The 22,986-nt window shown below is 60.8% G+C and carries 19 protein-coding genes; 8 read left to right on the top strand and 11 right to left on the bottom strand.

Annotated elements, in window-relative coordinates; translation table 11 throughout:
* The first annotated feature begins 133 nt into the window (after positions 1-133).
* The 6 genes from AB8B33_RS27815 to AB8B33_RS27840 all read left to right on the top strand — a co-directional run bounded on the left by AB8B33_RS27815 (position 134) and on the right by AB8B33_RS27840 (position 7,624).
* Positions 134-664 (top strand): winged helix DNA-binding protein, encoded by a 531-nt coding sequence (locus tag AB8B33_RS27815; RefSeq protein ID WP_439017839.1) that lies wholly within the window; start codon positions 134-136, stop codon positions 662-664.
* Positions 661-2,493, top strand: coding sequence for an ABC transporter ATP-binding protein (locus AB8B33_RS27820; protein WP_439017840.1), 1,833 nt, complete (start codon positions 661-663; stop codon positions 2,491-2,493). The genes AB8B33_RS27815 and AB8B33_RS27820 overlap by 4 nt, the downstream gene beginning before the upstream one ends.
* Positions 2,494-2,545: 52 nt before the next feature.
* A complete protein-coding gene (locus AB8B33_RS27825; protein WP_439017841.1) occupies positions 2,546-4,066 on the top strand; it encodes an ABC transporter substrate-binding protein in 1,521 nt (506 codons plus the stop codon).
* Between the two features lie 61 nt (positions 4,067-4,127).
* Entirely contained in the window at positions 4,128-5,051 is a 924-nt protein-coding gene (locus tag AB8B33_RS27830; protein ID WP_439017842.1) for an ABC transporter permease, read from the top strand.
* Between the two features lie 3 nt (positions 5,052-5,054).
* The gene (locus tag AB8B33_RS27835) at positions 5,055-5,903 is read left to right on the top strand and encodes an ABC transporter permease (RefSeq protein WP_439017843.1); all 849 of its coding nucleotides are present in this window, start codon (positions 5,055-5,057) and stop codon (positions 5,901-5,903) included.
* The gene (locus AB8B33_RS27840) at positions 5,900-7,624 is read left to right on the top strand and encodes a M14 family zinc carboxypeptidase (protein WP_439017844.1); all 1,725 of its coding nucleotides are present in this window, start codon (positions 5,900-5,902) and stop codon (positions 7,622-7,624) included. Before AB8B33_RS27835 ends, AB8B33_RS27840 begins: the two co-directional genes overlap by 4 nt.
* Positions 7,625-7,638: 14 nt before the next feature.
* Here the strand turns inward: AB8B33_RS27840 and AB8B33_RS27845 are convergent, their stop codons facing one another.
* The 6 genes from AB8B33_RS27845 to AB8B33_RS27870 all read right to left on the bottom strand — a co-directional run bounded on the left by AB8B33_RS27845 (position 7,639) and on the right by AB8B33_RS27870 (position 15,032).
* Positions 7,639-8,994 carry an amidase gene (locus AB8B33_RS27845; RefSeq protein ID WP_439017845.1) on the bottom strand — a complete coding sequence of 452 codons (1,356 nt, stop codon included), beginning with the start codon at positions 8,992-8,994 and terminating at the stop codon, positions 7,639-7,641.
* Between the two features lie 69 nt (positions 8,995-9,063).
* The gene (locus AB8B33_RS27850; protein WP_439017846.1) at positions 9,064-10,578 is read right to left on the bottom strand and encodes an ABC transporter substrate-binding protein; all 1,515 of its coding nucleotides are present in this window, start codon (positions 10,576-10,578) and stop codon (positions 9,064-9,066) included.
* A 19-nt stretch (positions 10,579-10,597) separates the two neighbouring features.
* Entirely contained in the window at positions 10,598-12,307 is a 1,710-nt protein-coding gene (locus AB8B33_RS27855) for a dipeptide ABC transporter ATP-binding protein (protein WP_439017847.1), read from the bottom strand.
* A complete protein-coding gene (locus AB8B33_RS27860; protein WP_439017848.1) occupies positions 12,304-13,155 on the bottom strand; it encodes an ABC transporter permease in 852 nt (283 codons plus the stop codon). Before AB8B33_RS27860 ends, AB8B33_RS27855 begins: the two co-directional genes overlap by 4 nt.
* Positions 13,152-14,090, bottom strand: a complete 939-nt coding sequence (locus tag AB8B33_RS27865; RefSeq protein ID WP_439017849.1) for an ABC transporter permease — start codon at positions 14,088-14,090, stop codon at positions 13,152-13,154. Before AB8B33_RS27865 ends, AB8B33_RS27860 begins: the two co-directional genes overlap by 4 nt.
* A 51-nt stretch (positions 14,091-14,141) precedes the next feature.
* Positions 14,142-15,032 carry a proline iminopeptidase-family hydrolase gene (locus tag AB8B33_RS27870; protein WP_439017850.1) on the bottom strand — a complete coding sequence of 297 codons (891 nt, stop codon included), beginning with the start codon at positions 15,030-15,032 and terminating at the stop codon, positions 14,142-14,144.
* 125 nt (positions 15,033-15,157) lie between these two features.
* Here AB8B33_RS27870 and AB8B33_RS27875 point away from each other — a divergent pair, with 125 nt between their 5' ends.
* Together AB8B33_RS27875 and AB8B33_RS27880 are read left to right on the top strand one after the other, a co-directional pair.
* Positions 15,158-15,940, top strand: a complete 783-nt coding sequence (locus tag AB8B33_RS27875; protein WP_439017851.1) for a helix-turn-helix transcriptional regulator — start codon at positions 15,158-15,160, stop codon at positions 15,938-15,940.
* Between the two features lie 54 nt (positions 15,941-15,994).
* Positions 15,995-16,909 carry a proline iminopeptidase-family hydrolase gene (locus tag AB8B33_RS27880; RefSeq protein WP_439017852.1) on the top strand — a complete coding sequence of 305 codons (915 nt, stop codon included), beginning with the start codon at positions 15,995-15,997 and terminating at the stop codon, positions 16,907-16,909.
* A gap of 42 nt (positions 16,910-16,951) precedes the next feature.
* Here the strand turns inward: AB8B33_RS27880 and AB8B33_RS27885 are convergent, their stop codons facing one another.
* Genes AB8B33_RS27885 through AB8B33_RS27905 form a run of 5 tightly spaced genes read right to left on the bottom strand, consistent with a single transcriptional unit; the run spans position 16,952 to position 22,986 of the window.
* Positions 16,952-17,863 (bottom strand): ABC transporter permease, encoded by a 912-nt coding sequence (locus AB8B33_RS27885; protein WP_439017853.1) that lies wholly within the window; start codon positions 17,861-17,863, stop codon positions 16,952-16,954.
* Entirely contained in the window at positions 17,860-18,960 is a 1,101-nt protein-coding gene (locus tag AB8B33_RS27890; RefSeq protein WP_439017854.1) for an ABC transporter permease, read from the bottom strand. Before AB8B33_RS27890 ends, AB8B33_RS27885 begins: the two co-directional genes overlap by 4 nt.
* Positions 18,957-20,480, bottom strand: coding sequence for an ABC transporter ATP-binding protein (locus AB8B33_RS27895; RefSeq protein WP_439017855.1), 1,524 nt, complete (start codon positions 20,478-20,480; stop codon positions 18,957-18,959). The genes AB8B33_RS27890 and AB8B33_RS27895 overlap by 4 nt, the downstream gene beginning before the upstream one ends.
* A gap of 3 nt (positions 20,481-20,483) precedes the next feature.
* Complete coding sequence (locus tag AB8B33_RS27900) at positions 20,484-21,584, bottom strand: BMP family ABC transporter substrate-binding protein (protein ID WP_439017856.1); 1,101 nt, start codon at positions 21,582-21,584, stop codon at positions 20,484-20,486.
* A 22-nt stretch (positions 21,585-21,606) separates the two neighbouring features.
* Positions 21,607-22,986, bottom strand: coding sequence for an amidohydrolase (locus AB8B33_RS27905; protein WP_439017857.1), 1,380 nt, complete (start codon positions 22,984-22,986; stop codon positions 21,607-21,609).

Raw genomic sequence — 22,986 nt, forward strand, 5'->3', positions numbered from 1 at the left:
ATGTCGAACGTGCAGGAAAACAAGATCCGGGAAACGGCGGCGGAATAGAGGAATCTTAGCGATAATTTGTTGACAAATTATCGCTTCCAGCTAACCTGCCACACGTACTTCAGTTCTGAGATGAGAGAGTTCATTGGATAAACCGAAGGAACGAAAAGCGCCCCGCGAATTGATCGTGTCGTCCGCCCATCTGGCGCTCGGCAGTTCACCGGCCCTCTCCGAATTAGAATACGGATCGATCCTCTTTTCTCACGCTTTCAATCGCTGGATGGTGCGCTGCATGGCGGCTGCCGGCGTGCCGAGCCTGTCGCCGGTCGAGATCCTGATCATCCATTCCGTGCGTCATCGCGGTCGTCCGAAGACGCTCTCCGATCTCTGCCTCGTGCTCGATATCGAAGACACACATGTCGCCAATTATGCGGTCAAGAAGCTCGATGCGGCCGGCCTGGTGAAGACCGGGAAATCCGGCAAGGAAAAGGTGATCCAGGTCACCGACCAGGGCCTGGAAGCGCTGACCCGCTATTCGGAAATCCGCGAGCGGTTGCTGGTAGAGGCGACCAAGCTCTCGGGTCTTTCACAGGATGAACTTTCCGACATTGCCTCTCATCTGAGGGCCTTGTCGGGATACTACGAACAGGCAGCGAGGTCAGCGGCAACTTTATGAGTAGATCGACCGAGAGCAACAGCGCCGCCATCCCCGTCGTCCTCTCGGTCCGTTCACTATCCGTCGACTTCAAGTCCGGCCAGTTTCAGGCCGTCAAATCGCTGAGTTTCGACGTCAAGCCGGGCAAGACGCTCGCCATCGTCGGAGAATCCGGCTCGGGTAAATCGGTAACCTCGAGGGCGATCATGCGCCTCACCGATTTTTCGGGCGGCCGCATCAGCGGCGGCGAAATTATCTTCCAGAGCCGCAATGGACCTCTCGATCTCGTCACCGCCAATCCCGATCGCATCCGGCAGATAAGGGGCGGGGAGATCGCGATGATCTTCCAGGAGCCGATGACCTCGCTCGATCCGGTCTTTTCGATCGGCGATCAGATTGTCGAAGCCATCCTCCTGCATCAGAAAACCACGCGCGCGGAAGCCAATCGTATTGCGCGGAATATGCTCGAAAAGGTTCGCATTCCCGACGCTGATGCAATGATGCAGCGCTATCCGCATCAGCTCTCCGGCGGCATGCGTCAGCGCGTGATGATCGCCATGGCGCTCTCCTGCCGTCCGAAGCTGTTGATTGCCGACGAGCCGACGACCGCGCTCGACGTGACGATCCAGGCGCAGATCCTCAATACGATCCGCGAGCTGCAGCGCGAACTCGGCATGGCGGTGATCTTCATCACCCATGATATGGGTGTCGTCGCCGAAATGGCCGATGATGTGATCGTGCTGCGTCACGGCGAGAAGCAAGAAGAGGCGCCGGTTCGGGCGCTGTTTTCCAATCCGCAGCATCCCTATACGCAGACCCTGCTTGCCGCCGTGCCGCGTCTCGGCAGCATGTCGGGCAAGGCGTCCCCGAACAGCGAGGCACTGGAAGCCGTTCGTTCCGATAGCAAGCCGCCGCTTCTGCAGGTCGATGGTCTCACGGCGCGTTTTGCGGCGCGCAGAAGCCTGTTTGGCAGGCTGACACATCGCATTCATGCGGTCGAAGGCATTTCCTTCGAGATCGCCGCGGGCGAAACGCTGGCGCTGGTCGGGGAATCCGGCAGCGGCAAATCGACGACCGGGCGAATGCTGCAGCAGATCATGGAGCCGACTGGCGGCAAGATCCGTTTCCGTGGCCGCGATATCTCTGAAATGGATCCGCGCGAGAAGCGCTCCCTGCTGCAGAAGGTCCAGTATATTTTCCAGGATCCCTATGCAGCGCTTGATCCGCGCCAACGGGCCGGCGCCAGCATTGCCGAGCCCATGATCGTTCACAAGCTGCAGCCGGACAAGGCGGCGATCGAGGCGCGAACGCTCGCTTTGCTCGATCGCGTCGGCCTTCCGCGCGATTACAGAACGCGGTTTCCACACGAGCTTTCCGGCGGCCAGCGCCAGCGTGTCTGCGTCGCCCGGGCGCTTGCCAGCGATCCGGAACTGATCATCGCGGATGAATCCGTGTCGGCGCTCGATGTTTCGATCCAGGCGCAGATTCTTGACCTGCTTCTGGAACTGCAGCGGGAGCGCGGCCTTTCCTACCTTTTCATCACCCATGACATGGCTGTGGTCGAGAAGATCAGCCATCGTGTCGCGGTCATGTATCTCGGACAGATCGTCGAGATTGGCACCCGACAGGAAATATTCGAGAACCCGCAGCATCCCTATACGCGCAAGCTGCTGGCCGCGATCCCTGTGCCCGATCCCGATCGCAGCATCGACACCACGCTTTTGACCGGCGCGATACCGAGCCCGGTCCGCAAGATCGGCGATGAACCGGCGCTTCTGCAATATCGCCGTTTTTCGCCCTCGCACTTCGTTGCGGCCGAGCCGCAGAAGCTGTCCGAAACCCTCCCATAGGACAGACCGCTACAAAACAGTCACCGCACAATAAAAATGGGGAACTAAAATAATGGGATACCGAAAGCTCTTCCTGGCAGCCGCACTGTCGTTCCTGCCGCTTACCGCAACCATCGACGCCGCACACGCCGCCGGCACGCTGACCGTCGCGCTCGAACGCGATGATGGCAGCTGGGATCCGATCGACACCTTCACACTGACCTGGGGCCGTATCGGCAGCAACATCTTCGACGGTCTCGTCCAGCGCAGCCCTGACCTGAAGCTGCTGCCCGGCCTCGCCACGGCTTGGGAATTCCTCGACGACAACAAGCGCATCCGCTTCACGCTGCGCAAGGGCGTCAAATTCCATGATGGCGAAGATTTCAATGCGGCTGCCGTCAAGTTCACCTTCGACCGGCTGCTCGGGCCGGAAGGCGCCAAGGGGCCGCAGCAGGCAAACTATACCTCGATCGGCGAAGTGAAGATCGTCGATGACAATACGGTCGACTTCATCCTCAAGAGCCCGGATCCGGTGCTGATCACCAAGCTTGCCGGCTACGGCGGCATGATCGTGCCGCCGGCATATATCAAGGAAAAGGGCGACGAATATTTCAACCTGCATCCGGTCGGTACTGGTCCGTTCAAGTTCGTCGACTACAAGCCGAAGATCAGCCTGACACTGGAGGCCAATCCGGATTACTGGGGTGGCGCACCGAAGCTCTCTGGCCTCGTCTATCGGTTCATTTCCGAAGCCGCGACCCAGGTTTCCGAGCTGCAGTCGGGCGGTATCGATATCGCCACGCTCGTGCCGATCAGCCTGATCGATACGATCAAGGGCGACCCCAAGCTGGAAGTGGAGAGCATCACCGGTCCTGATGTCTCCATGCTGCGCTTTAATAATACCGACGGCATCACCAAGGATCCGGCGGTCCGCAAGGCGCTCATCCAGGCCGTCGACCGCGACGCCATCATCGAGCAGATCCTGCAGGGCAATGGCAAGCCGATTGCGAGCCTCCAGAGCTCGCTGTCGCTTGGCTACAATCCCGACCTGAAGCCGTTGCCTTTCGATCCCGCTGCCGCGAAAGCTGCGCTCGACAAGGCGGGTGTGAAGCCCGGCACCAATCTCGAGCTTTCCTTCGTCGGTACGGATGCGACCTTCCGCGAAGTGTCGCAGACGGTCGCCGCCTATCTTCAGGCGGTCGGCATCAATGTTTCGCTGAAGTCCTACGAAACCAACGTCTACTACACTGATATCATCGCGCACGGCAAAACCGGCTCGCTCTATCAGTTCCAATGGGGTGGTTGGACCTTCGACTTCGACAACACGGCCTATCTGCTCTATCACAGCGGCCAGTTCTGGAATCCCTACATCAAGGATGCCAAGCTCGACCAGCTGCTGGAAGCGCAGCGCTCGACCTATAATGTCGATGAGCGAAAGAAGATCCTGGGCGAAGTTGCGGCCTATGCCGCCGACCAGGCCTTCGAGATGCCGCTCTACAACGGCAATACGCTCTATGCGATCAACAAGCGGGTGAAGAACCTGGCGCCGACCCCGGACGTGCGTTTCCGCTTCGTAGACGTATCGGTCGAGTAAACGAACCCCGCTCGACTGCCTGTCTGTGGGCAGGCAGTCACATCCTCCGCAGGGTCATGCCATGCCAGCCTATATTGCCAAACGCCTCTTGCAGGCTCTCTTTGTCGTGATCGTCGTCACGCTGCTCGTTTCCTATGCGATCAGGCTGTCCGGCGATCCGACGGCCATGCTCGTCAGCGGCGGTTCTGCCGTCACCGAGCAGGATCTGCAGAATATCCGTGCCGGCCTCGGTCTCGACCAGCCGTTCCACATCCAATATCTGAATTTCATGTCGGGCGTCGTCACAGGCGATTTCGGCAAGAGCTTCTTCGGCGGTACGCCAGTCTGGAGCCTGATCGCGCAGGCCTTGCCGGCGACGCTGCTATTGTCCTTCCTGTCGCTCATCCTGTCCTTCGTGATTTCCATCCCGCTCGGCATCCATGCGGCTGTGAAGTCAGGCTCGTGGGCAGATCAGGTCGTCCGCATCCTGTCGCTCGTCGGCCTGTCCTTCCCGAATTTCTGGCTGGCGATCATGTTGGTGCTGATCTTCTCGATCAAACTGGAATGGCTGCCGTCGAGCGGCTTCCTTGCCTATTCGGGCCTTGTGCTGCCCTGCCTGACGCTGGCGCTGATACTCTCGGCGGTGAACGTGCGCATCGTGCGCTCGGCCATGCTGGAGACCTTGTCGGCGCAATTCATTCTCGTCTCCCGCGCCAAGGGGCTGAAGGACAGGGTGGTGCTCTACAAGCACGCCCTGCGCAACTGCCTCATTCCGCTGCTGACCTTCGTCGGCCTGCAGTTCGGCGACCTGCTCGGCGGCGTCGTTATCGTCGAGCGCGTCTTCAACTGGCCGGGCATGGGCAGCCTTGCCTTCGATGCCATTTCATCGCGCGACTATCCCGTGTTGCAGGGCACGATTACTGTGCTGGCGCTGCTGATCGTCCTGATCAACCTTGCGATCGATATTGCCTATGGCATCATCGATCCGCGTATTGGGAGGAAGTGAGCCATGGCATCCTCCTCGGCTAAATCGTCCTTCTTCCGTCACACGCCGCTGGAACTTCTCTTTGGCATCCTGTTCACCGGCGGAATGGTTCTGCTTGTGGTCTTCTCCGACGTAATCTTCGGGAACAAGGCCGACATGATGGATCTTCGCGCCCGTCTGCTGCCGCCGTTCGTCAGCCTCAACCATATATTCGGCACCGATCCCCTCGGCCGAGACGTACTGGCGCGCATTGCCGCCGGCGGCAAGATCTCGCTGATCGTTGGAGTGCTATCGGTCGCGGGTGCCACCGCCGTTGGCACGATCGCCGGTCTGATCGCCGGCTATTTCCGCGGGGTCGCCGACATGATCCTCATGCGCATCGCCGATGTGCAGCTCGCCATGCCCTTCATGCTGATGGCGCTGACCTTCATCGCCATCGTCGGACCTGGCCTGCCGATCCTGATTTCGCTGATGATCATCGCCCAATGGGTGCAATATGCGCGACTGGTGCGTGGTCTCGTCCTCTCCTTGCGCGACCGCGAGTTCATCCAGTCGGCACGGGCGATCGGGGTCGGGCGCATGCGGATCATCCTCGTGCATATCCTGCCGAATATCGTCGGCCCGATCATCGTGCTGATGACGCTGAACGTCGCCAACAACATCTTGCTGGAAAGCAGCCTGACCTTTGTCGGTCTCGGCGTCGATGCCTCCATTCCAAGCTGGGGCGGCATGCTCGCCGACGGGCGCACCTATGTGCAATCCGCCTGGTGGGTCAGCGTCTTTCCGGGCTTTGCCATCATGTTCACCGTCCTCGGGCTCAACCTGCTCGGTGACTGGCTCCGCGACTATCTCGATCCGACGAGGGAAAAATGAGCACCATCCTCAATCTCGAAGTTCCGCGCACGCTCGACGTGCTGGTTTCCGAACTGACCGCCAATCCTCCGGGCACGCCTGTTGAGGCCTGGGTCTTCGACGATGCGCCGTCACGGCAGGCCGCCGAAGAGAAACTCGCCGCCGCCGGCATCACCGCGCGGATCCGCAGCTCCTACAAGCCGCTGGTCTATTTCTTCCTTGAAGAACTGCATATTCCCTCGCTTGCCAAGGTGGAAATTGGCTACCCGGTCCACCCGGCCGCAGATCCGCAGCGCTTCCTGATCGAAGCCTATCCGCTGGCAGCTCTTGTGGGCGATGCAGAAGTCGCATTTCACGCCAACACGCTTGATCTTACCTACGACATCAAGCTGACGACAAAGGCGGGGGAAACGAAGACCTATACCGTCTTTGCACCGAATGTGGTGGAGGACGACCACGTCGGAACGCCGGTGCTGCGCTGCTGCGGCTGGCACAAGGGCGAACGGCTGAAAACCGATTTCGAGATCCTGTTCCTCGCGGCCGTCGATGCCGTCAAACAGCAGACATGGGAGCGCAAGCAGCCCTATTTCGACCGTCTGCGCATCACGGTCGATCTGCCGGCCAATGATCTCGACCTCGATTTTTGCAGCGAGAGCATCAGTCTGCGCGAAGCCATGCATGAAGAGCTGTTCTTCAGCCTGCGCGAATGCCTGGATGCGGAGATGGGCGCCATGGCTGGACGCGGCGGCGCGCGACCGGGCCAGGTCGTTCCTGATATCCGCAGTACGGACGGTAATCCGCGTATCGTCATGAGTGTGGAGGAATTCGGCGAGCACGAAGAGGCGACTGGCGAGGATATTGACATGGCGACCGCGACGCGGCCGCTGAAGATCGGCCAGATCCGCCGCGAACTGGCGAAGATCGAGGGTGTGCCGATCAAGGCAATATCGTGCGAGGGCCGTGAGGTGCTTGGTCGCTATCACAATGGACCGGGGCCGGCCGTGCTCATCTCGTCGGGCCAGCATGCCAATGAGACCAGCGGTCCGGTTGGGGCGCTACGCGCGGCGCAACAGCTTGCCGCCGATCCCGACCAGCATTTCGCCATCGTACCGGTCGAAAACGTCGACGGATATGAACTGCACCAGCGGCTGATCGTGGAAAACCCCTTCCATATGCATCATGCCGCCCGCTACACGGCCTTCGGCGACGACCTCTCCTTCACCGTGCCGCCGCCGATGTATGAGCGTGAGGTGCGAGGCAAGGCGCTCGAACTCTCATCTGCCAAGCTGCATCTCAATCTGCACGGCTATCCCTCGCACGAGTGGACGCGGCCGATGTCGGGTTACCTGCCGCGCGGCTTCGAACTCTGGACCATTCCGAAGGGATTCTTCCTGATCGTCTGCACGCATCCGGGCTGGGAGGCGATTGGCGAAGCATTGCTCGATGAGGTCGCCAAACGTCTGGCTGAAGACAAGAGCCTCGTCGAATTCAACGCCAAGCAGATCGATTGCGTCCGCCTGCACATGCCGAACGCGCCGTTCGAGGTACGCTACGGTATTCCGATCTTGAAGCAGGTCGGCTCACTTTACCAGGCGCCGCTGACCATCATCACCGAAGCGACTGACGAGACGGTTTACGAGCAGGTCTTCGTCGATTGCCACGAGGCGCAGACGCGAACCGTGCTCTATGCAGTCGAGGCCTATCGCCGGCTGGCTGCAGGCAGTGACTTTCCGTCGGTCTGAGAGAGCGACCCGACCTAGAGGACTGCCGGAAGAGACGGTCGGCGCCAGGCATCGAGCACTGCCTCGACGCCGAGGGCGATCTGCAGGAGCTTTCCATCGCCGCCGACAGGGCCGGTCAATTGCAGCCCAAGCGGCAGATGCCCATCCACACCAGAGGGCAGGCTGAGGGATGGCTGGCCGGTCATGTTGGCGAAGCCGCTGGAGAGCATTTCGCCTTCCTCGCCATCCTCGGTGAATTCCGGATCCTCGATCGGGGCGGGAAAGGGCACGCTTGGCCCGATCAGAATATCCACTTCAGAGAAGGCCGCCTCGATCGCGTCGCGCAGCTTCACGCGGAAGTCCTGTGCCTTGATGTAGTCGACGGCCTTTGCCTCGAAGCCCGCTTCCACCTGCGATCGTGTGCGCAGCGCGTAACCCGCAGGGTTTTCAGCATAGAGGCCCGCATGGATGACCGAGGCTTCCGGCAGGATGATGCGGCGAAGTTCCGAATTGGCGAGCTTTAGCTCCGGAAAGTCCATGCGCTTGATGATCGCACCAGCCGCTTCCAGCCGCTTTAGCGCTTCGGCAAGATTGGCGGCAACCGCCGGCGTCAATTCGGGACTCTCGCAATGAAAGCTGACAGCACCGATCCTGACGCCCGCAAGTGATGGCGGTGAAAGCGGGAAGGTTTTGCCGGCGATTGCTTCGAGCAGCAGGGCCGTATCCGCAACGCTCCGTGCAAGCGGTCCGGCATGATCGAGGCTCCAGGACAGCGGAAAGACGCCGTCGAGGGATACCAGACCGAAAGACGGTTTCAGCCCGACGATACCGCAATAGGAGGCGGGAATACGGATCGAGCCGCCCGTATCGGTGCCGATCGCCAGCGGCAGGATACCGGCGGCGACCAAGGCGGCAGAACCACCGCTCGAGCCGCCGGAGGTGCGGCCGACGTCGTGGGGATTGTTGGTCTGGCCGATATCCGGATGGGCGATGCCATAGGCATATTCCAGCAGGTTGGTCTTGCAGAGAATGATCGCGCCCGCTTCCCGCAGGCGCTGCACCAGCGGTGCATCTTCGCTCGCCATTGCCGGTGGTCGCACCTTACTGCCATAGCCGGTTGGTGCGCCCTCCACTTCGATCAGATCCTTGATGGCGACGGGAATGCCGTGCAGCGGCCCGCGGTCCTTGCCGGATCGCAGCTCTGCGGTCGCTTGTTCCGCTTCGGCAAGTGCCGTCGCATCCAGTCTCTGAGCGGCGGCATTGAGGGCGGGTTCCAGGCTCTCGAGCCGTTGAAGGCTGGCGCGCACCACATCGACCGGCGACAGCGAGCCGTTTCGGTAGGAGCGTCCAAGCTCGGCCACACCGGTGAATGCGATTTCGTCCGCCGTCATCATGATTTCCCGTCGACAGAATGGTCCGCCGCGTTTGGCGCGGCGGACCATGTCACAACGATAACATACTCAGTTCTTGACCGTGTCTTCCAGGAAGAAGCGGCCGAGTGGGTTCTGGTAGAAGTTGTCGATGTTCTTGCGTGCCACGTTGATGTAGGGGCTGTAGTAGAGATCGATCCAGTTGACGTCGTCCTTCGCCGTCTTCTGCAGGTCGATATACATCTGCTCGCGCCTCTTGGGATCAAGTTCCAGGCGAGCCTTGGCGACCAGCTCCTTCACCGCTTCGTTCTTGTAATTGGTCGAGTAGTTGTTGTTGGAATCGTGGCCGAGCACGAAGGTCGTCTTCTGGTCCGGATCGAGAATGTCATTGGTCCAGTAGTTGACCGAGATGTCGTAATCGCCGGCAACGGTCATGTCCCATTCCTGGCTGGGATCGACCTTCTGCAGGTTGGCTGTAATGCCGGCCTTGGCGAGCTGTTGCTGCAATAGCACCGCGGTCTGCTCATCCACCTCGTCGCCGGCGCGGATCAGGTAGTTCAGCGTCAGGTTGGAGACGCCGGCATCCGCCAGCAGCTTCTTGGCCTTTTCCGGATCATAGGGGCGTTGCAGGTTGTCGGCGTAGTAATAGAGAGCGCCCTTCGGAATGTAGGAATTGGCGACCGTGCCCTGACCGAAGGTGACGGCATCGACGATCGCCTTCTTGTCGATTGCGAGATCGAGTGCCTGGCGCACTTCCTTCTTGCCGAGATCGCCATGCGCATGGTTGATCAGCAGATGATCCTCACGCGTCGACGGGTCGATCAGCACGTTGAGGCCGGCATCCTTCTTCAACTCCTCTACACGCGAGAAGGGCACGAAGATGGCCGCATCGAGCTGGCCTGCCTGCACGTTCAGCATGCGGGTATTGTCATCAGGCACGGAGATCCATTCGACGCCGTCGAGCTTCACGCGGTCCGCCTGCCAGAAGTTCGGGTTCTTCTTCAGGATGACGCGGTCGCCGCGCCGCCATTCGTCGACAACGAAGGCGCCGGATGCAATCGGCTTTTCGGCGTAAGCGTCCGCGCCCATGGATTCGATGCCAGCCTTGGAGATGACAGAGGCATTCGGCAGCGCCAGCGTCGAAAGGAAGGGTGCCGACGGATTCTTGAGCTTGATCGTCAGCGTGTGTGGATCGGTCGCGACGGCGGTGTCGATCACCTTGTAGGAGTCGCTCCAGAGCGAGCCTGCGTCATCGCGGATACGCAGCAGGCTGAAGGCCGCGTCTTCCGCCGTCAGCGGCGAACCGTCAGAGAATTTTGCGTCGCGGATCCTGAAGGCATAGGTCAGGCCGTCGTCGGAGACGGTCCAGCTTTCGGCAAGGCCGGGCTCCAGCTTGGTGCCGGTCTTGTCGACGCGGATCAGCACGTCGTAGACGTTGGAGAAGACCCAGTTGTCGATGTTCTGCGCCGTCTTGATCGGATCGAATGTCGTCGAATCTTCTCGACGACCGATGGTAAGCACGCCGGCGGCTTCGGCGTAGGATGCGCTGAGCGTCAGGCCTGCAAGAAGCGCTGCAAGCCCGATTGATTTCCATCTGGTGATCATGCGTTCGTTCCCTTCGTTGTTATGGCATGCGTTTGACGGGTAGTGCCGGCCCCGATGGCAGCTCGTCTTCCAAACTGGTGTTGCTCAGAAGCGGCTTGTCCGGATCGATGTCGGGAATGGCGGCAATGAGTGCTGCGGTATAAGGATGTTTCGGCCGCGCAAAGACCTCTTCCGAGAGGCCTTCCTCGACGATCTCCCCGCGATACATGACGACGACGCGTTCGCACAGATTACGCACGATCGCGAGGTCATGGGCGATGAACATCAGCGTCAGGTTCATCTTGGCGGTGAGTTCGCGGAAAAGCGCGATGATCTGTGCCTGGATCGTGACGTCGAGGGCCGCAACACATTCGTCAGCAATGATGAGCTTCGGATCGACTGCGAGTGCGCGGGCAATGCCGGCGCGCTGGCACTGGCCACCGCTCATGCTGCGGGGTTTGCGATTGGCAAACTCCCGCTCCAGCCCGACAAGATCGAGCAATTCGCCGATCCTCTCTGGAATGGCTGCTGCCGGCACCTTGCCCTGCACCTTCAGCACCTCGGCAAGCATCTGCCCGATCGTGAGGCGCGGATTGAGTGCGTTATAAGGATCCTGAAAGACCATGGCCGTCTCGCGCCGCAGCTTTGCGAGTCCGGCAGCCCGCTGCTGCGCGAGATCGATCCCTTCGAAGGACACATGGCCTGAGGAGATCGGAGTCAGCCCCAGCACGGCGCGTGCGAGTGTGCTCTTGCCGCTGCCGGATTCGCCGACGATGCCGATGGTTTCGCCCGGCATGACCTGCAGGCTGACGCCGGAAACGGCGCTGACCGTCTTGGCACTGCCCTCGAACAGGCTGCCGCCAACCTTGAAACGCACATGCAGGTCGTCGATTTCAAGAAGCGGCTTGGTCGATGCGGCCGAAGACACGACCTGCGGCTCTGGCTTTGGCGCCTCGTCCGGCATGGAGGGATGGCTGTTGATCAGATTGATCGTGTAGGCGTCCTGCGGCCGGGAGAGGATCGTCCGTTTCGGCCCCTGTTCAAGCAGCTTACCGTTACGCATGACGGCGATGCGGTCGCAGGTCTGCGCGACGATGCCGAGATCGTGGGTGATGAGGATGATCGACAGGCCACGCTTTTCTCGGATCTCCAGCAGGAGCTTCAGGATCTGCGCCTGGATCGTCACGTCGAGTGCGGTCGTCGGCTCGTCGGCGATCAGGATCTTTGGATTGCAGGAGAGTGCCACGCCGATCATGGCGCGCTGGCGCATGCCGCCGGAAAACTCGTGCGGGTAGCTGTCATATTGGCGAACGGGATCGGGAAAGCCAACCTGTGTCAGGATCTCGATGGCCGCCGCCCGTGCTTCCTTGGCGCTGAGCCTCTGATGATAGCGGATGCCCTCGGAAATCTGGTCGCCGATGCGCATGACCGGATCGAGATGGCTCGTCGGGTTTTGAAAGATCATGCCGATCTCGCCGCCGCGCACTTCCAGCATCTCGGCGTCGCTTGCCGTCGTCAGATCGCGTCCCTCGAGCAGGACGGTGCCGCCCTCGATCTTGATCAGCGAGGAGGGCAGTAGCCGGACAAGTGAACGGCAGAGCAGGCTCTTTCCCGAGCCGCTTTCGCCGACGAGGCCGAGGATTTCGCCCTTGGCAAGATCCAGCGAAACATGGTCGATCAGCGTGCGCACGCCGCCATCGAGATGAACCTTGACCGTCAAGTCGCGGACGGAAAGGACCGAAGCGCTCATTCGTGAACTCCGAGAAGTTCGCCGAGCGCATCACCCAACATGCTGAAACCGAAGGCAAGGCAGACAATCGAAAGGCCGGGGAAAAGCGTGATCCACCAGGCCGTGGTGATGAAACTCTGGCCTTCGGCAACCATGACACCCCATTCGGCGAGTGGCGGCTGTACGCCAAGACCGAGATAGCTGATGGCTGCACCGCTCAGCAGCACCAGTGTGGCATCAGACATGGAAAAGACGATGGAGCCGGCAATGGCATTGGGAAGCAGATGCCGAAACATGATGCGGGAACGACTGAAGCCGAGGCTGATGGCGGCGACCGCATAGTCGCTGCTTTTCAGAACCAGCATCTGTGCACGGATAAGGCGCGCATAGGACACCCAACCGACCAGCGCCATGGCGATGTAGAAACTGCCGAGGCCCGGCCCGAGAATGGCGATGATCGATAACATCAGGACGAGGAACGGGAAGGCGAGAATGATATCGACGAGGCGCATGAAAACCGCATCGACGATGCCGCCGAAGAAGCCCGCGATGGTGCCGACCGTCGTGCCGATCAGGAACGGGAAGATAAGGCCGATGACGGCGATCTGCAGATCAATGCGCGCGCCCCATATGACGCGCGAGAGGATGTCGCGGCCAAAATTGTCCGTGCCGAAGGGGTGCAGCAGCGACGGCGCCTGCAGTCGTACATCGGCATTTTGCAGGATCGGATCATAGGGCGCGATTACTGGCGCTGCGATCGCCAGAAGCAGAAAGAACAGTAGGATGCCGGCGCCGATGACGAGCGTCAGCCGGCGGTGGAGGAAACGGCGCCAGGCGACGGGAGAGGGAGCAAGGGCTTCGACGCTCATAGCTTAACCCTCGGATCGACGGCGACGGTGACGATATCGGCAATGAAATTGACGAGCACGGTGGCGCAGGCAAAGGTCATGGCGACGCCCTGAACGACCATATAGTCGCGCGAGAAGATGGCGCGCACCAGCAATTGGCCCATGCCGGGCAGAGCAAAGACGCTTTCGACGACGACGGTGCCGCCGATCAGCCAGCCAATGTTGACGGCCAGAAGATTGATTGTCGGCACGAGCGAATTCGGCAGGACGTGGCGCCAGAAGACTATACTCTCAGGCATGCCGCGAGCGCGGGCAGCTGTCGCTACATCGGATTTCAGGGATTCGATCATCGCGGAGCGCAGGCTGCGGGTCAGCACCGTCGAGAGCGACAATGCAATGGTCAACGCCGGCAAGATGAGATGGGAGAGCTTGTCGCCCAGTGTCGTGCCGTAGCCGGAGACGGGCAGGACGCCGAGTTCGACGCTGAAAAGAATGATCAGCATCAGGCCGAGCCAGAAAGGCGGAAAGCCGATCCCGAATGTGGAGATGACGCGTACTGCATGATCAGGCGCCCGGCCAGCGTTGCGGGCGGCAATCGCCGACATCGGCACGGCGATCAAGATCGACAGGATGACGCTTGTCAGGACAAGCGCGATCGTCGGCTCGATGCGCGTGGCGATCAGCGGAAATACGTCGATCTTGTAGAGGATCGACTTGCCCATTTCGCCATTTGCGAGGTTCTTGAGGAAATAGAAATATTGCAGCCACATCGGCTGATCGAGGCCGTATTGGGCGCGGATATTGGCAAGAGCCGTCGGTGTCGCGCGCGTGCCGAGGATATTGCGGGCGGGATCGCCGGGGATCAATCGCACCAGGATGAAGGTGATGACGCTGATACCGAAGATAACGGGCAGAAACTGGACCGGCCGGGTCAGTATGAACTTATAACGATGCATGGCGGCGCTCGCCCCCTTGTCTTCGGCGGGTTCCGATCACCTGATCCTGCATCAGCTTACCCTATGCCGCGAGAGGAAATCGACCAGCGCGGGATAATAGTCATTCGGGTTTTCATAAAACGGCATGTGGCTGGCGTTTGCGAAGACCTTGAGCTCGGCATTCGGCAAGGCGAGCTTCATGCGCAGCGCGCAGGCCGGCGTCAGTTCGTCATGTTCGCCCGTGGTGATCAGCACCGGCGTCGTCACATCAGGCAGATCGGGGATGCGATTCCAGTCCTTCAGGTTGCCGATATAGAGGAATTCGTTGGGACCCTGCATGGTCTCATAGGGACCCATGTTCCAGTCGTCGAGCGAGCGGCGCACGGGTGCCGGCCATTCCGGCAGGCGGCAGACATGGCGGTAATTGAGGATCGTTACAGCCGCCTGATATTCCGGATGATTATAGGTGCCCTGCGCCTCGTGTTTCTGCATCATCGCCACCGTCTCGGGGCCGAGGGCGGCGCGCAGCCGTTCCAGTTCGGAAATCAGGTGCGGCATGTCGGCGACGGTGTCTTCCAGGATCAGCGTCTGCAGGTTCTCCGGATAGGTGAGTGCATAGTCGATCGCCAGCCAGCCGCCCCATGAATGGCCGAGCATATGCACCTTGCCGAGCCCGAGCGCCTTGCGCACCGTCTCAGTCTCCTCGACATAGCGGCCGATGGTCCAGAGCGATTGGTCGGTCGGCCTGTCGGAGGCGCCGGTGCCGAGCTGATCGAAGGCCACCACGCGATAGCCTTTGTCGATGAGACAGGAATGGGCCTCGCGCAAATAATCGCAGGGTAGACCCGGGCCGCCATTCAGGCAGAAGACGGTCTCGCTGCCGTTCCCGAAGCTGTAGGCGACCACCTTGTAACCGTCGACTTCGATCTCATGTCGCGCCTCAGGCTCGATTTCACGCCACATTGACCGCTCCGACAGAAGATTTTGCTTGCTCAATAATTGGGCATGGCTAAATTTTTACCTTAAACCATAGCCTTTGCCAGCTATAAGAAGTGATAGGGTGGGGAACCACCGACCGGGAGCCTGCAATGCTTGATGAAATCGGAACGATCAGACGGCAATTCTCAGCCCATCAGACGTTGGACGGGCGTATCGATCAGGTTTTCGCGGCGATGAAAGAGATCGGTTTCGAGGCCCTGATCTACGACTACACGCCAGTGCCTTATGACATCGACGGGGCGATCATGATCCCGTCGCTGTTGAAGCTGCGCAATATTTCCGAGGACATGCGGGAATACTGGTTCGACCGCGGCTATTTCCGTATCGATCCCGTTCAGCAGGTGGCGCTGCGCACCTCCGCTCCCTTCTTCTGGAATTACGACCGGGATGCCGATACGCTCATCAATCGCTTCATGAGCGATGACACCGCGCCGGTGACGCGCTATCTCAGCGAACGTGACATGTCGACGGGTGTCACCGTTCCCGTCCATATGCCCCGAGGCGACTATGCAACGGTGACCGGCATCCGCTTCGGTGCCAACAGCGATTTTGAGCAGCATGCGCTGCGCTACATCGCCGATTTCAATCTGCTGGCCCATGTCTTCCACGAAGCTGCCTATTCGCTTTTCGATGCCAAGGCGTTGAGCGTCGGCAAGATCCACTTGACGGAGCGGGAGCGCGAATGTTTGCGCCATTCGGCAGAGGGCCTCTCGGCCAAGGAGATTTCGCGCATCATCGACCGCTCGGTGCCGACCGTCGTTATGCATCTCAATGCGGCTGCCAAGAAGCTGGGCGCCCGCAACCGCACGCAGGCCGTCGTGCGGGCCACGCATTACCGACTGCTGGAAGATCGCCCCTCCTATAACTTCTAATAGCTGCCTTCGCCTTTTCGGCCACGCTATGCTTTTCCATCATTGCCCTAGAGGATGGAGATATCTGTGGCCTCAGTTCCGACGAAGGAAGCCTTTCTGCCGTTTCGCGAATACCGGACATGGTATCGCATCACCGGTTCGCTTGATTCCGGAAAACTGCCGCTCGTCGTCGCCCATGGTGGTCCCGGCTGTACGCATGACTATGTCGATTCCTTCAAGGGCATCTCGGAGCTCGATGGCCGCGCCGTCATCCATTACGATCAGCTCGGCAACGGCAACTCGACCCGGTTACCCGAGAAAGGGCCGGATTTCTGGACGCCGGCGCTCTTCCTCGAAGAACTCGATGCGCTGCTGAAGCATCTCGGCATTCAGGATCGCTACGCCTTCCTCGGCCAGTCCTGGGGCGGCATGCTGGGTGCCGAACATGCAGTACGCCAGCCGAAGGGCCTGAAGGCGCTCGTCATCGCCAATTCGCCTGCCAACATGCATACCTGGGTGGCAGAGGCAAACCGTCTGCGTGAGGAACTGCCGCAGGAGGTGCAGGATACGCTGCTGAAGCATGAGGAAGCTCGCACCATTACCGATCCGGACTATGTTGCCGCCTCGCGCGTCTTTTACGACCGGCATGTCTGCCGCGTTTCCCCTTGGCCGCCGGAAGTCGCGCGCACTTTCGCGATCATGGACGAAGACAACACCGTCTACCGCAACATGAACGGCCCGACCGAATTCCACGTCATCGGCACGATGAAGGACTGGACCATCGAGGATCGCCTGCCGCTCATCGAGGCGCCGACGCTTTTGATCTCCGGCAAATATGACGAGGCGACCCCGCTCGTCGTTAAACCCTATGTCGATCGTGTGAAGGGGTGCGAGTGGGTGCTCTTCGAGAACTCCAGTCACATGCCGCATGTCGAGGAAAACGAACTTTGCCTCGACATCGTCTCGGCCTTTCTCACCAGGCATGATTGATCGCAGTCAGCGGCCTGCGCCATCAGTGCGGGCCGCATTCTGCTATCGCTCGAATGGCTCGCCGAGCGAGGCGACGCCATTGAGCTTCAGCAGGCGACGATCTGCCGAGATGATGCCGAGCACGATGATCGTCACGAGATAGGGCAGGCAAGCCAAAAGCTGCGAGGGCACGTCGAGCCCGGTTGCCTGCGCGGCAAGACCCATCAGCGATACAGCGCCGAAGAGGCAAGCTCCGAGGAAGATCCGCCCCGTCAGCCAGGTTCCGAAGACGACGAGCGCAATGGCGATCCAGCCGCGGCCGGCGATCATGCCATCCGCCCAGAGCGGCGTATAGATCGTCGACGCATAGGCGCCGGCGAAGCCCGCCATCATGCCGCCGAATGCGACAGCGGCGAAGCGTACGGCGATGACGGAATAGCCGATGGCGTGAGCGGCTTTCGGGTTTTCGCCGACGGCGCGAATGACGAGACCCACCTTGCTATAGGCAAACGTCGCCCAGATCGCGAGTGTCACCAAAAGCGAAAGCCAAACGACGATATCCTGGGTGAACAACCCGCCAATGAGAGGAATGTCGGACAGGCCGGGAATGGTAATCTTCGGCAATGCCTTGACGGTGAGGCTCTCATAGCTCTTGCCGAACAGTGCCGACAGGCCCTGACCGAGAATGCCGATGGCAAGCCCTGTCGCGACCTGGTTTGCGTTGAAGCCAAGGATGATCCCGGCAAAGACTAGCGAGAGCAGGACGCTGCCGATGCCGGCCGCGATAAACGCCAGAATGTGGCCGCCGCCGTGATAGACGATGATGAATGCGATGACGGCGCCGAACGCCATTAGCCCTTCGACGCCGAGATTGAGCACGCCCGCGCGCTCGACCACAAGCTCGCCAAGCGCTGCAAGCAAAAAGGGCGTCGCTGCCGCCAGCATGCCGGCCAGGATGAACTCGATGGCATTCATGATGGGCTCCTGATAGCGACAGGGCGCCAGGCAAGGCGGTAGCGGACAAAGGCGACGGCGATCAGATAGGCGAGCAGCAGGCTTCCTTGGAAGACGCGGACGGCAGCGATCGGCAGGTTGGCCGAGACCATGGCGTTGTCGCCGCCGATATAGAGGGCCGCCATGACGAGCGACGATATGACGATGCCGATCGGATGCAGGCCGCCCAGATAGGCGACGATGATGGCAGCATAGCCGTAACCGGTCGAGATCGAGCGCTGCAGCTGGCCGAGCGGGCCGGCTACTTCGGCTGCGCCCGCAAGACCGGCGGCTGCACCACCGATCAGGAGCGACAGCCAGATTGCCCAGCCCTCTTTGAAGCCGGCATAGCTTGCGGCACGCGGCGCCAGTCCGCCGACCTGCAATTTGTACCCGATGAAGCTCTTCTGCATGAAGATCCATGCCGCGACGGACAGCAGAACGGCAAGGATCAGCGAGACATTGACACGCGTTCCCTCGATCAGGATCGGCACCATTGCGTCATACTGAAACATCACCGACTGCGGGAAGTTGAAGCCATTCGGATCCTTCCAGGGGCCGAGCAGCAGATAATTGAGAAGCTGCACCGCAACGAAGCTCAGCATCAGCGAGACCAAGATTTCGTTGGCGTTCAGCCGGACACGCCAGAAGGCGGTCAGCGATGCCCAGAGCGCGCCGCCAATGGTGCCGAGCAGCAGCATCGCCGGCCAGATCCACTGGCCGGTCGCATCCGGCCACCAGATCGGAATGGCGGAGGCAAAGATTGCACCGAGCACGAATTGCCCTTCGGCGCCGATGTTGAACACCTTGGCGCGGAAGCCGATCGCCAACCCCTGCGCGATCAGCAGCAGCGGTCCGGTCTTCAGCAGTACTTCGGAGAAGGATGCCCAGGAAAAGAAGGGTTCGATCAGCATCGCATAGATGACCGCAGCCGGATCACGCCCCATGACGACATAAAGGCCGAGATTGAGGATGATGGTGATGACCAGCGCGATGGGCGGGGCAAGCAGGGTGGCGGCAAGCGAGGCGCGCTCCCGGCGGACGAGGGTTGGCAGGGCGACAAACAGAGGTCTGCTCATGCGATCGCTTTCTCGCGCTGCGACTGGGCGCCGATCATGTATCGGCCGATATCTTCGGGTTTGGTATCGCGCGTGACGAGCGGCGGGCTCAGCTTCCCGTGGTGCAGGACCCGGATGAAGTCGCTAAGTTCGAACAGTTCTTCCAGTTCCTCGGAGATGACGAGGATCGCCATGCCTTCGTTGCGCAGCGTGATCAGCCGCTTGCGGATTGCCGAGGCTGCGCCGATATCGACGCCCCACGTGGGCTGGGCAAGGAAGAGCAGTTTCGGTGCCAGCATGATTTCTCGCCCGACGATGAACTTCTGCAAATTACCGCCCGAGAGTGAGCCGGCTTCGGCCTCGGGGCCACGCGTGCGCACGTCGTAGTCCCGGATGCACTCATTGGTGAAGGCGGTCGCCTGCGCCTTATCGAGCAGGCCGCGTCTGACGAGGTTCAGGGTATGGGCGGTCAGCAGGCTGTTGAGGGTGAGCGACATCTCAGGAACTGCGCCACGGCCGAGTCTATCTTCCGGCACGAAGGCAAAACCAAGCTGCCGGCGGGCAGCCGAGTCCAGCGTGCCGACATCCTTGCCCATCATGAAGATCTGATCGCGTTGCTCCCGCGGCAGGATCGTTTCGCCGGAGATCAGCGCCGCAAGCTCGCTCTGGCCATTGCCCGAAATGCCGGCAATGCCGAGGATCTCGCCGGCGCGTACGGCCAGGCTGACCTGGGAGAGCGGCACGGCGAAAGGATCGTCTGGCCTGTAATCAAGGCCGATCAGTTCCAGCCGCTTCTCGCCTTCGGCAAGTGGCAGCGCCGGCATGGGTTCCGGCATGTCGCGGCCGATCATCATGCGGGCAAGGTCGTGGGCGTCATGCTCGCGCGGGTCGATATGGCCGGTCACGCGTCCACCGCGCAGGATCGTCGCCCGGTCGCAAAGCGACTGGATCTCTTCCAGCTTGTGGGAGATGAAGAGGATGGAAACGCCGCCATCACGCAGCCGGCGCAAGGTCTCGAACAGTTTCTCCACGGCCTGCGGCGGCAGAACCGATGTCGGCTCGTCGAGGATCAACAGTTTCGGATCGGTCATCAGGCAGCGGATGATTTCCACCCGTTGCCGCTCGCCGACGGAAAGCGAATGCACATGGGCGAGCGGATCGACCTCGAGGCCGAACTCGTGCCCCAGCTTGCGGATGTGCTCAGCCAGTTCGGCTTTCTTGCCCGCCACGATAAGCCTGATGTTCTCGACCACTGTCAGGCTTTCGAACAGCGAGAAATGCTGAAAGACCATGCCGATGCCGGCACGCCTTGCCTCTGCGGGAGAGGCAAGGCTGAGGTTCTGCCCGTTCCAGGCGACGGTTCCGCTGTCCGGCAGCTCGACGCCGTAGATCAGCTTCATCAGGGTCGATTTGCCGGCCCCATTTTCTCCGAGGACGGCATGGATCGAGCGGGGAACGACGTCGAGGTCGATCTGTTGGTTGGCGTGGACCTGGCCGTAGCTCTTGGAAATGCCGCGCAGCGACAGGAGCGGGCTTATCATGGCTTACTTCGGCAACGGCGTCGTGACACCCTTGACGTGCCAGTCCATCGCGACGATCTGCGCGTCCGTCAGCGTCGCACCCGAAGCAGCACCTTCGCTGCCATCGGCCTTGGTGATAGGACCGGTGAAGGGCGAGAAGCTGCCATCGGCGATCTTTGCCTCGATTGACTTGATCTTGCTCATCGTATCGGCCGGGATTGCCGGGTTCCAGTCGACGACTTCGACCACCTTGTCTGCGACGCCGAGGAAGGTGTTGGCGCCCTTGAAAGTGCCGGCGAGATGGGCTTCGACCGAAGCCTTGAAGAAGGGCGACCAGTCGGTGGCGACGCAGCCGAGATAGGTCTTTTCGGCATATTTCTTCATCGAGGAGTTCAGGTTGAAGGCATAGATGCCGGCTTCCTCGCAGGCCGAGATCACCGAAGGCGTATCCTGCGCATTGGAGAAGATCACGTCGCAACCCTGCGAGATCAGGGCCTTGGCGGCTTCCTGCTCCTTGGCCGGATCGAACCAGGAATTGACCCAGACGACGGAGACTTCGATGTCAGGCTTGACGGACTGCGCGCCGAGCGTGAAGGCATTGATGGAGGTGATGAGTTCCGGAATGGCAAAGGCCGAAACCGAGCCGAGCTTGCCGGTCTTGGAAACGGCCGCCGCCGCCATGCCGAGCAGGTAGGTGCCCTGGAAATATTTGGCGGCGAAGGGTGAGAAGTTCGGCGCGACCTGGAAGCCCGATGCATGCAACACGGTGACCTTGGGATTGCGGCGGGCGATCTGCAGCGCACCATTCTGATAGCCGAAGGAACCGGCGATCAGGAAATGGTTTCCGTCGGCTACCGTCTTGTTCATGATGCGGTCGGCATCCGGGCCTTCGGCGATGTTCTCTATAACGGTGACCTTCACCTTGTCGCCATAGGCGGCCTTGATCGGATCGATGCCGGCGGCAAGTGCATGGCCCCAGCCGACATCGCCGATCGGCGAGGGCACGACGAGGGCGATGCCGAGCGGTTCGTCGGCGGCAAGTGCGGAGCGGCCGGCAAAGGCGGTGGCGAGGCCGGCAGCGGCCGCGCTCTTCATGAGCGTTCTGCGGGTCAGATTGTTGGACATGTCAGTTCCCCTCTTTTGGTTTTCAAAATTCGACGGTCGCGAGCGCCGCTTCGGCGTCCGCAAAAAGCTTGAATTCGTCGAGGTCGGTGAATTCGCCTGCCTGCCAGACGATGCGCCCATTGATCATGGTGAGGTCGGTCGGCATGCCGATCCCGACCTTGGCGATCAGGCTCAGCGGATCGTGGCGCGTGCCGACATAATCCATCCGCCGCGTATCGATCGCGAAGAGATCGGCGGCCATGCCCGGCGCCAAACGGCCGATATCACTGCGTCCGAGTAGGCTTGCGCCGCCCGTCGTTGCGTAGCTCAGGAAGTCGACCGGCGGCGGAACCGGATGACTGCGCGTCGATGCCGTCAGGCATTGCAGCATATAGGCGGAATGGATGCAGTGCATGAGGTTCGAATTGTCGTTCGAGGCAGCCCCATCGCAGCCGAGCCCGACGCGAAGGCTAAAGGCTGACATTGCGGGAATGTCGGTGACCTCGGCGCCGACGAGATAGACCGGCTCGGGGCAATGGGAGACGCCGGTGCCGCTTGCCGCCATCTTGCGCAATTCGTCATGCGTCAGTTCCCAGCAATGGGCATAGAAGGTATCCGGGCCGGCAAAGCCCAGTTCAGCGCAGTAATCTACGGTGCGCATGCCGTGCCGCGCCTCAATGACAAGGCTTTCCCCTTCGCCGACATGCGTGTGCAGAAACACCCCGCGGTCACGGGCAAGTGCAACGGATTCGACGAAGGTCTCACGGTAGCAGTTGACCGGCTGGCAGGGGGCGACAACCACCTGCCGCATGCTGAAGGGGCTGGCATCGTGGTAGCTGTCAATCAGCCGGGCGCAATCGGCGATGAATTCGTCCGTCGTTTCCAGCATGGCATCCGGGATCGTCGACCCCTCGGACTTCGGCAGCGTGTTGCCGCCGCGGCCTGCATGGAAGCGCATGCCAAGAAGCTCAGCCGCCTCGAACTGGCGGTCGATCAGGCGTTTTCCGGCATGGCGGGGGAAGCAATATTGATGGTCGAAGGCCGTTGTGCAGCCATGTTTGATCATCTCGGCCATGGCAGTGACTGAGGAATGGTAGAAGCAATCCTCATTTAACCGCGAGAAGATCGGGTAGATCCGGTCCAGCCATTCGATGACCGACAGTTTCGTCCAGTCGAGATCGGCCCGGTTGCGCACGAAGCACTGGAAGAAATGGTGATGCGTGTTGACGAGGCCCGGATAGACGAACCAGCCGGTGGCATCCTGGACGATCGTGCCGGAAGGCAGGGGCTCCTGCGACAGGTTCGCGCCAATTGCCTGGATCGCCGAACCATTGGTCAGCACGTCCACGTTCCGGCGCACACTTGGTCCGTTGCCCTCGTCGACGATCACAGCTGCGCAGTTCTTCAGGAGGTGGCCGGCCAT

This window comes from Rhizobium sp. 768_B6_N1_8 (assembly GCF_051811225.1).
Classification (GTDB): Bacteria; Pseudomonadota; Alphaproteobacteria; order Rhizobiales; family Rhizobiaceae; genus Rhizobium.

Excerpts from the sequence above, each read along its gene's own strand:
- AB8B33_RS27865 (WP_439017849.1), bottom strand. The coding sequence starts at position 14,090 with ATGCATCGTTATAAGTTCATACTGACCCGGCCGGTCCAGTTTCTGCCC.
- AB8B33_RS27845 (WP_439017845.1), bottom strand. The coding sequence starts at position 8,994 with ATGACGGCGGACGAAATCGCATTCACCGGTGTGGCCGAGCTTGGACGC.
- AB8B33_RS27875 (WP_439017851.1), top strand. The coding sequence starts at position 15,158 with ATGCTTGATGAAATCGGAACGATCAGACGGCAATTCTCAGCCCATCAG.
- AB8B33_RS27870 (WP_439017850.1), bottom strand. The coding sequence starts at position 15,032 with ATGTGGCGTGAAATCGAGCCTGAGGCGCGACATGAGATCGAAGTCGAC.
- AB8B33_RS27900 (WP_439017856.1), bottom strand. The coding sequence starts at position 21,584 with ATGTCCAACAATCTGACCCGCAGAACGCTCATGAAGAGCGCGGCCGCT.
- AB8B33_RS27880 (WP_439017852.1), top strand. The coding sequence starts at position 15,995 with ATGGAGATATCTGTGGCCTCAGTTCCGACGAAGGAAGCCTTTCTGCCG.
- AB8B33_RS27905 (WP_439017857.1), bottom strand. The coding sequence starts at position 22,986 with ATGGCCGGCCACCTCCTGAAGAACTGCGCAGCTGTGATCGTCGACGAG.
- AB8B33_RS27820 (WP_439017840.1), top strand. The coding sequence starts at position 661 with ATGAGTAGATCGACCGAGAGCAACAGCGCCGCCATCCCCGTCGTCCTC.
- AB8B33_RS27825 (WP_439017841.1), top strand. The coding sequence starts at position 2,546 with ATGGGATACCGAAAGCTCTTCCTGGCAGCCGCACTGTCGTTCCTGCCG.
- AB8B33_RS27895 (WP_439017855.1), bottom strand. The coding sequence starts at position 20,480 with ATGATAAGCCCGCTCCTGTCGCTGCGCGGCATTTCCAAGAGCTACGGC.
- AB8B33_RS27860 (WP_439017848.1), bottom strand. The coding sequence starts at position 13,155 with ATGAGCGTCGAAGCCCTTGCTCCCTCTCCCGTCGCCTGGCGCCGTTTC.
- AB8B33_RS27855 (WP_439017847.1), bottom strand. The coding sequence starts at position 12,307 with ATGAGCGCTTCGGTCCTTTCCGTCCGCGACTTGACGGTCAAGGTTCAT.
- AB8B33_RS27850 (WP_439017846.1), bottom strand. The coding sequence starts at position 10,578 with ATGATCACCAGATGGAAATCAATCGGGCTTGCAGCGCTTCTTGCAGGC.
- AB8B33_RS27840 (WP_439017844.1), top strand. The coding sequence starts at position 5,900 with ATGAGCACCATCCTCAATCTCGAAGTTCCGCGCACGCTCGACGTGCTG.
- AB8B33_RS27885 (WP_439017853.1), bottom strand. The coding sequence starts at position 17,863 with ATGAATGCCATCGAGTTCATCCTGGCCGGCATGCTGGCGGCAGCGACG.
- AB8B33_RS27835 (WP_439017843.1), top strand. The coding sequence starts at position 5,055 with ATGGCATCCTCCTCGGCTAAATCGTCCTTCTTCCGTCACACGCCGCTG.
- AB8B33_RS27890 (WP_439017854.1), bottom strand. The coding sequence starts at position 18,960 with ATGAGCAGACCTCTGTTTGTCGCCCTGCCAACCCTCGTCCGCCGGGAG.
- AB8B33_RS27830 (WP_439017842.1), top strand. The coding sequence starts at position 4,128 with ATGCCAGCCTATATTGCCAAACGCCTCTTGCAGGCTCTCTTTGTCGTG.